The sequence below is a fragment of the Bradyrhizobium sp. AS23.2 genome (genome assembly GCF_001908185.1).
Classification (GTDB): Bacteria; Pseudomonadota; Alphaproteobacteria; order Rhizobiales; family Xanthobacteraceae; genus Bradyrhizobium.
The window spans coordinates 37,734-44,524 of sequence record NZ_LGHM01000111.1 but is presented as its reverse complement, the minus strand read 5'-3'; the positions used below and the strand labels follow the sequence as shown (position 1 = coordinate 44,524).

Here is a 6,791-nt window from a genome sequence, read left to right as displayed (position 1 = left end):
CACCGAAGCTCCGCCGGTCGCGCCCGCGGGCAACGACCAGAGCCGCGACGGCTGGCTGTCGGACCTGCTGAACCGTACGGACGCCAACCAGGGTGCTCCGAACGGCCGTGAGGCCCCGCGTGGCCGCACGACACCCGCTCCGCAGCCGCAGGCTCCGCAGGGTAGCGGCAATCCGCTGGAATCGCTGTCGCTCGACATCGGCCGGCTGATGGACCGCAACCTTGCCGCCGAGATGTGGGATCGCTACCAGCGCGGCGAGAACAAGGCCTTCACCAAGCGCCTCTACACGCCCGCCGGCCAGAAGGCCTTTGATGAGGTCGCCCGCAAGTACCGCGCCGACCGCAACTTCAAGGGCACGGTCGACCGCTATGTCGCAGAGTTCGAGCGCCTGCTCGATGAAGTCGCCCGCGACGGCCGCGGCCCGCAGGAGCTGCGCAACCACCTGACCTCGGAGACGGGTCTGGTCTACACCCTCCTCGCCCACGCGGCGGGACGGCTGGGGTGAGACGCGGATAGCCAGTAGCGAATAAGAAAACGGAGGCCTCACGGCCTCCGTTTTTGTTATTGATGTCGAGGATTCAAGTCCCGCCGGGCTGCCCGAACGACAGTCGCTCCGCGAGGACGGCAGCCTGGGTGCGCGAGCCGACACCGAGCTTGCGCAGGATCGTCGAGACATGGCCCTTCACGGTCTGCTCGACGATGTCGAGCTCGCCCGCGATCTGCTTGTTGAGCTTGCCCTCGACGATCATTGCGAGAATGCGCAGCTGCTGCGCCGACAGCGAGGCCATGCGCGCGGCGAGCTCGACGTCGGCGTTCTGGATCGAGCCGCGGCCGCCGACGTTGGGCGGCATCCAGATTTCGCCCGCGAGGATCTTCGTGATCGCGTCCGCCATCTCGGGCAGGCTGAGCGATTTCGGGATGTAGCCGGATGCGCCATAAGCGATCGCGCGGCGGATCGTGGCGGCGTCCTGCCGCGCGGAGATGATCGCGACCGGCACCGTTGGGAATTGCGCCGACAGGATGAACAACGCGGCCAATCCCTGGATGCCCGGCATCGTCAGGTCCCACAGGATCAGGTCGATCTCGTCCGACTGGGTCGAGAGCACGCCAATCGCCTCGTCGAGGGACTGGCAGGCGATGATGTCGAGATCGGGCAGCACGGTCGACAGCGCGCTGCGCAACGCGGCCTGCACCAACGGATGATCGTCGCCGATAAGGATGCGCATAGTCACGCCAAGGAGGCTCCTTGTTTCGTCCCGAACCGCCGGCTCAAGGCTTCGCCGCCGAGGAAGCGCCGCAGCGCTGCCGGCTTGACCGGCTTCGACACGACCTCGCAGCTGCGCGCCCTCGCCTCTCCGCGTACCGCCTCGCTGCGATCTCCGGTGACGACGAGCGCACGGATGTCGTGACCCGACTTCTGCCGCAGATCGTCGAGAAAGTCCAAGCCGCTGCGCTCCCCATCGAGATGATAGTCGAGCAGCACCAGGTCCGGCGGGCTGGCTGCGGCCGTAGCCATCGCCTTGGCGGCATCCGATGCGACCAGCACACGATGCCCCCAGCCGCCGAGCAGCGCCGTCAGGCCATCGAGGATGGTCGCATCATTGTCGAGACACAGGATCGTCAGCGGCCGCTCCGCTACCGGCGGCACCGCAGCCGCGGCCTTGCGCTGAAGCGAGGTTCCCGGCCCGGACGCAAGCGGTACCGTGACGGCAAAGCACGAACCATGTCCCGGGCGCGAACGGACATCGACAGCATGGCCCAGGAGCCGCGAGACGCGATCGACGATCGCGAGCCCAAGGCCCAACCCCTTCTCCGACCCGGGCGCGAGGCGCTGGAACTCCTCGAAGATCCGCTTCTGATCCTCCGCGGCGATCCCGACGCCGGTATCCCAGGCCTCGATGCGCAGATCTCCGCCGCGCCGCCGGCAACCGAGCAGGATGCGCCCCTTTGGCGTGTAGCGAAGTGCGTTCGATAGCAGGTTCTGTAATATCCGTCGCAGAAGATGCGGATCGCTACGCACCGCGAGGCGGCAATTGACGACGCGGAGGACGAGCCCTCGCTCGCGCGCCATCGCCGAAAATTCCACGTTCAACTGCACGAGCAGATCTGCAATCGGAAAGTCGAGCGGCTCGGCACGAACGGCGCCGGCATCGTAGGAGGAGATGTCGAGCAGCCTGTCGAGCACATGCTCGGTCGAGCGCAGCGCCGTGATCGCGCTGCTCGCCAGGGTGCGTTCCTTGTCGGCCGCGCCAGATTGCGGCGAGGTGTGCAGGCTCTCGTCGAGCGCGGACAGGAACAGGCGAGCCGCGTTCAGCGGTTGCAGCAGATCGTGACTTGCCGCTGCAAGGAAGCGGGTCTTGCCGAGATTGGCCTGCTCGGCTTCCGCCTTCGCCTGTTCGAGCGCCTCGGTCCGCTCACGGACACGCAGCTCGAGATCCTCGTTGGCGTGCCGCAACGCTTCCGCTGCGCGATGACGCTCGGTCACGTCGGTGTAGGTCGAGACATAGCCGCCCTCGGCGATGCGATCGTAGACGATCTCGAGCACCGTGCCGTCCGGCCGCTTGCGCTCGTACAGATAGGGCCAACTCTGCGTGGCGACGTCGCGATTGACCAGGAGCGCGGCGAATTCGGACGCGGCATACTCGCCGCGCTCGACGTTGAAGGCGATGAGCTCCGCGAGCGGAAGGCCGACGCGCACAAAATCCGGCGGCAGGTCCAGGAGCGCGATCAAACGGCCGTTCCAGGCCGTGATGTTGAAATCGGCGTCAAACGCGCAGATGCCCTGCGGCACGCTCTCGAGCGTGCTCTGCAGGAGGCTGCGGTTGAATCGCAATGCCTCGGAGGCTTCATCAAGCATCGCCATCGCCGCCCGCCGCGACAGCGAATGCCCTTCCAGCGAAGCCGCGATCACCACCCGCGCCGAGGCCGCGCCGATTGCGCCGGCGAGAAGATTCTCGGTGAAGCGGATCGAGTCGAGATCGACCAGCCCCGACGGATCCAGGCGCGGCCCGGTTCCCGAGGTGCGAGCCGCGACATAGCTGTCGAACGCTGCCGCGCCGCGCTCCGCGCCGACAAAGCGCAGCGCGAGCGCGCGGAGATCGTCGAGGCGGACCACCACTCGCGAGGACAGCTTTGGGACCGATTCGCGGACGACACCATCCGCAAACGCCGCGGCCTGGTTGCGCTCGACGGTCGATTGCCATCCAAGCGCCGAGAACACGACGAAGCAGACGAGGTTGGCGGCGAGGCTCCAGAGCGTTGCATGCGAGATCGGGTCCAGCCCTTCGAGGCCGAACAGCGCGTTGGGCCTCAGGGAAGCGAGCTGCCACGGACCTTGCCGAACGATCCCCTCGATCGCGGGCCAGAGCAGCGCGGCCGAGGGCAGCAGCAGCGTATAGGCCCAGATGCAGAATCCGACGGCGATCCCGATCGCGGCGCCTATCTTGTTGGCACGCTGCCAGAACAGACCGCCGACGAACGCCGGGCCGAATTGCGCGACCGCGACGAACGACAGAAGACCGATCACGGTCAATGGATAGGCCTGGTTGACCAGGCGGTGCATCAGATAAGCGAGCAGCAGGATACCGAGGATCGAGAGCCTGCGCACCGCCACCAGCACCGAGGTCACCGGCCGGCTCTGCGTGCGCAGGCCGAAGAAGCGCGAGCGCAGCAGCAGCGGCATGATGACGTCGTTGCACAGCATGGTGCTCAGCGCGACGGAGGTCATGATCACCATGCCCGTGGCGGCCGACAGCCCGCCCAGGAAGGCGATCAGGCTGATGGTGCTCGCATCCGCTGCAATCGGGAGCGAGATGACGTAGGTGTCGGCGTCCATCATCGCACCGAACCTGGTAAGCCCGGCCGCGGCGATCGGCAGGATCAGCAGGCTGAAAAGCGCGAGATAGGTGGGATAGAGCCACGCGGCGGTGCGCGTGTGGCTTGGGCTCTCGTTCTCGACGACCGCGACGTGGAACGCCTGCGGCAGGCACAGGAAGGCGATCGCCGAGATGATGATCGTCGAGGGCCAGACCGGCTGCGTTGGGTCGAATGTCAGGATCCCGGCCAATTGCGGGTCCGATTGGAACTGCGACAGCAGAGCGGCTGGTCCGCCGGACAAACCAAACAGGACGAACAGCGCCACGATCAGGAATGCGACCAGCTTGACGACGCTCTCGAAGGCGATCGCGAGCATCAGCCCGCGATGATGCTCGCTGGCATGCACGTGCCGGACGCCGAACACGATCGCAAACAGCGCCATCGATGCGGCGACTCCGAATGCGGAGTCCTGCCAGAAGCGCAGTGCTTCGCCGCCCGCACGCTCGGGCTGCAGGATGAGATAGTCAAAGCTCTTGCCGACGGCCTTGAGCTGAAGCGCGATATAGGGAAGAACGCCAAGCAGCGAAGCGAGCGTCACGAACGCCGCAAGCACCTGGCTCTTGCCATAACGCGCGGCAATGAAGTCCGCGATCGAGGTGACGTTCTGCGCCTTCGCAATCGCGATCACCTTGGACAGGAGCGTCTGTCCGAACAGCAGCACCAGCGTCGGGCCGATATAGATCGTGGCGAAGTCGAGGCCACTCGTGGCGGCGCGACCGACCGATCCGTAAAAGCTCCATGAGGTGTTGTAGACCGCAAGCGTCAGGCAATAGCTGACCGCGGCGGCCCAGGATTTTGGCGAAACCAGCGGCCCGTCCACGCTCCGCCGATCGCCCCACCAGGCAATCAGGAACAGCGTGGTCACATAGCCGGCTGCGACCGCGAGTACGAGCCACGCTTGCAAGACATCCTCACTCGAGACCGGTCCGCCCGCCCACAGGCGGATTCGGGACGCGGGCGGATACTAGAGCGTTTTCAATCGCGTGGAAGGTACTTTCAGGACCGGCGGCCGGCTGTCCGGCCGCCGGTTGGAGATTGACCTCAGGCCGCCTCGCGCGACAGCCTGGCCTGCGGCAGGCGCTTGAGCGCGAGGTTGACCACGACGGCAACCACGATGTTGAGCGCGAGCGCCAACACCCCGGTGTAGACCGCAACCGTGCCCGCGCCGAAGTCGATGCCGTGCAGCGGCTTCAGCCCGTCCGACCAGGCGAGCCACGATCCGCCTGCAAGGCCGACGGCCCAGCCGGCCAGGAGCGCCGTGCTCGAGAACCAGTTCAGATAAAGGCCGAACACCAGCGCCGGGAGCGTCTGCAGTATCCAGAGGCCACCGAGCAGTTGCAGGTCGAGCGCAAACTGCGTCGGCATCAGCAGGATCGCGAGCAGCGCGCCGACCTTCACCAGCATGGAGGTGATCTTGGCGACCTTCGCCTCGCCCGCCGGCGTCACCTTCGGATCGACCCACACCTTCCAGAAGTTGCGGGTGAACAAGTTGGCCGCACCGATGCTCATGACGGCCGCCGGCACGAGCGCGCCGATCGCGATCGCGGCGAACGCAAAGCCCGCGAACCAGCTCGGGAACAGCGTCTTGAACAGCTCCGGCACGACGTCGTTGTTGCTCGCGAGCTTCAACCCCGCCGCGTGGCCCATGTATCCGAGCAGCGCGAGCAGACCGAGCAGCAGCGTATACGCCGGAAGCAGCATCGCATTCTTGCGAATGGTGTTACCGCCGGAGGACGCGAAAATACCCGTCAGCGTGTGCGGGTACATGAAGGCGGCGAGCGCCGAGCCCAGCGCCAGCGACGCATAAGGCACGATCTGCGACGGCGACAGCAGGATGCCGCCCGAGCCCTTAGCCGCGAATGCCGCATCCGCCGCCGTGAAGATCGCGCCGTAGCCGCCGAGCTTGGACGGCACGATCGCGATCGCGGCGATCACCACGATGTAGATCATGATGTCCTTGACGAAGGCGATCAACGCCGGTGCCCGCAACCCCGACGAATAGGTGTAGAGCGCCAGGACCAGGAAGGCGAGAACCAGCGGCACCTCGCCGCTCAGCCCTAGCGCCTTGATCGCCACCTCCATGCCGATGAGCTGAAGCGCGATGTAGGGCATCGTCGCCAGCACGCCGGTGGCAGCAACGGCAAGCTCAAGCCCGCGCGAACCGTAAGCACCGCGCACCACGTCGCCTGCGGTGACGTAGCCGCGCTCCTTGGCGACCTTCCACAACACGGGCATCACCGCGAACACGAAGGGATAGACGATGATGGTGTAGGGAAGCGCGAAGAATCCGTAGGCGCCGACAGCATAGACCAATGCAGGCACGGCGATCACGGTGTAGGCGGTGTAGAAGTCGCCACCGACCAGGAACCAGGTGATCCAGGTCCCGAACTTGCGGCCGCCGAGGCCCCACTCGTCGAGATGGGCGAGCGTCTCCGGCTTGCGCCAGCGCGAGGCGACGAAGCCCATGCCGGTGACGAGGATGAACAGTGTGAGGAATACGGCGAACGCCGCGCTATCGACATTAGTCAGCACGGCGCACGCTCCTGTAGACGATGTAGGTGAGCAGCGAGGTCAGCGGCACCCAGGCGAGCTGATACCAGTAGAAGAATGGGAAGCCGAACAGATAGGGCTCCCGGACATTGTAGAACGGCACAATCATCAGGCCGATGAACGGCAACAGCAGCAACAGACGTATCACGCTCTCCTCCCCTGCGAGTGAAATCGACGCGCTTTGCTTGAAGCGCGACTTGAGCGCGATATAGCTGACAATGACGGCCGGCCCCTCCCCCTACCTTGGCTCGGCCAGACCCCCATACTTTCGTATCGCCGCCTCACGAACGGAGCAGCGCGCATGATGCACATCGTCGCGCGCGGCTGATGCCTGTCGCGCGAGGACCTGTGTTGGGCGGAGAGGG

5 protein-coding genes are annotated in these 6,791 nt (G+C 65.9%); 1 reads left to right on the top strand and 4 read right to left on the bottom strand.

Annotated elements, in window-relative coordinates; all coding sequences use genetic code 11:
- A partial coding sequence (locus tag AC630_RS23425) for a hypothetical protein (protein WP_143198253.1) occupies positions 1-505 on the top strand: 505 nt, incomplete at its 5' end.
- 73 nt (positions 506-578) lie between these two features.
- Here the strand turns inward: AC630_RS23425 and AC630_RS23420 are convergent.
- The 4 genes from AC630_RS23420 to AC630_RS23405 all read right to left on the bottom strand — a co-directional run bounded on the left by AC630_RS23420 (position 579) and on the right by AC630_RS23405 (position 6,574).
- On the bottom strand, positions 579-1,232 hold the full coding sequence (locus AC630_RS23420; protein WP_083636356.1) for a response regulator: 654 nt from the start codon (positions 1,230-1,232) through the stop codon (positions 579-581).
- Positions 1,229-4,780: a hybrid sensor histidine kinase/response regulator gene (locus AC630_RS23415; RefSeq protein ID WP_074120804.1), complete on the bottom strand. Its 3,552-nt coding sequence runs from the start codon at positions 4,778-4,780 to the stop codon at positions 1,229-1,231. The genes AC630_RS23420 and AC630_RS23415 overlap by 4 nt, the downstream gene beginning before the upstream one ends.
- Before the next feature lie 137 nt (positions 4,781-4,917).
- Positions 4,918-6,408: a monocarboxylate uptake permease MctP gene (gene mctP, locus AC630_RS23410; protein WP_074120803.1), complete on the bottom strand. Its 1,491-nt coding sequence runs from the start codon at positions 6,406-6,408 to the stop codon at positions 4,918-4,920.
- Entirely contained in the window at positions 6,398-6,574 is a 177-nt protein-coding gene (locus AC630_RS23405) for a DUF3311 domain-containing protein (RefSeq protein ID WP_074120802.1), read from the bottom strand. Before AC630_RS23405 ends, mctP begins: the two co-directional genes overlap by 11 nt.
- Between the last annotated feature and the right edge of the window lie 217 nt (positions 6,575-6,791).